This is a genomic window from Acidiplasma aeolicum (assembly GCF_001402945.1).
GTDB lineage: Archaea > Thermoplasmatota > Thermoplasmata > Thermoplasmatales > Thermoplasmataceae > Acidiplasma > Acidiplasma aeolicum.
The window spans coordinates 1-1,496 of sequence record NZ_LKBG01000125.1 but is presented as its reverse complement, the minus strand read 5'-3'; the positions used below and the strand labels follow the sequence as shown (position 1 = coordinate 1,496).

At 39.2% G+C, this 1,496-nt stretch carries 1 protein-coding gene; it reads right to left on the bottom strand.

The window, feature by feature from the left end; translation table 11 throughout:
- Nucleotides 1-45 precede the first annotated feature (45 nt).
- Nucleotides 46-1,443 (bottom strand): MFS transporter, encoded by a 1,398-nt coding sequence (locus AOG54_RS03525; RefSeq protein ID WP_054963904.1) that lies wholly within the window; start codon nucleotides 1,441-1,443, stop codon nucleotides 46-48.
- Nucleotides 1,444-1,496: the final 53 nt, after the last annotated feature.

The window sequence follows — 1,496 nt, the reverse complement described above, 5'->3', positions numbered from 1 at the left end:
AAATTTAAAAATTATTTAATATAAAAAATTTTAATATTATTGGATTCAGCTTGCCTCGTTGATTTCTTCAAGCCTTTTTCCTGTTGCGTTTGGCAGCGTCAGGAATAAAAATATGCACATTATTAAATTAGGTATCCATAAAACACTCCATGTTAGTATGCTTCCAAGGGCGACAACAATTGGTATAAATATTGCCGTGCCGATTGCACCACCAAGGTGCCCTAAACCGTCTGCAATGCCGTATCCTGTGGCCCTTGATGATGTTGGAAAGTTCTCGGCATCCATCATATAATAGGCCTGATACCAGCCTACGCCTATAAGCTCTGCTATAAAAGCCCCTGAAAAGAACAGGTATATGATGCCGTATACACCGCCTATGGCCATGAGTGTTGTACCTATTGTGTATCCCACAACACCAATGGTTGAGAGTTTTCTTATGTCAAATCTGTCTGCAAATGGCCTTATCATCAATGAACCTATAAACGCACCGAGGCCTGCTATGCCAAGTAATGTAATCATATAGGCCAGCTCATGCCCTGGAACATGTAATATATCCTTAACCCATGTGGGTGCGAGTGCTAAAAACATGTAATCAACAAAATACTGCCAGAACATGAACAAAAATAATACAGTCAGCCTTTTTCCATACTTTCTTGAAAACAGTGTTTTAAAGACCCCCTTATTTTCCTCCTTATATTCAAGCACATTTGGCTCTGGCAGAGATGAAACATGTGCCCTTTTCATTGATGTTTCCTCCATTTTTTTAATCAGCTCATCGGCCTCCTTGAATTTACCCTTATTTGCAAGGAATCTTATTGTTTCAGGCGATATTGCCCTGATGACTATGACAGCAATGGCTATGACACCGCCTATTACAAATAAATATCTCCAGCCAACCGTGGGATATGTTGTCACAATTATTGATGAAAAAAATGGTCCAAAGCCTATTCCCGCCCAGCCGCCTATAAATGCTAAGTTAACATAGCTCCTTCTCTTAACAGCAGGTGCCATTTCGGACATGTATGTCATCACAAGGACAAGATCGCCGCCTATGCCCATGCCTGTTATGAACCTGAAAAGATAAAGTGTTGGTATGTTAAAAGCGAGTGCATCACCGAAGCTTCCTATGGATGTTAGCAATGCAGTGAATAATAATGTTGGCTTTCTTCCAATTCTATCGGCTATTATTGTTAGTGTTGGACCGCCAACTGCATAGCCAAACAGTCCAAGAGATGCTGCCAGTGATGCCTCACCGGCTGTTGTGACAAATTCTATATACGGCAGGGCAAAGCCTATGTTAATAACATCATATAATGTAATAAAGAAACTGAATGCCAGACCAAAAATAAGAAGATAGCTTAATCCCCATGCAGGAAGCCTGTCCGCCCTTGCTATATACATATCCTTTAAAATATCCTTATTTTCAGAACTATCTGAATTCATGATATATACACAATATTCTATTATTTTAATATATCTATTAAAACATATATATA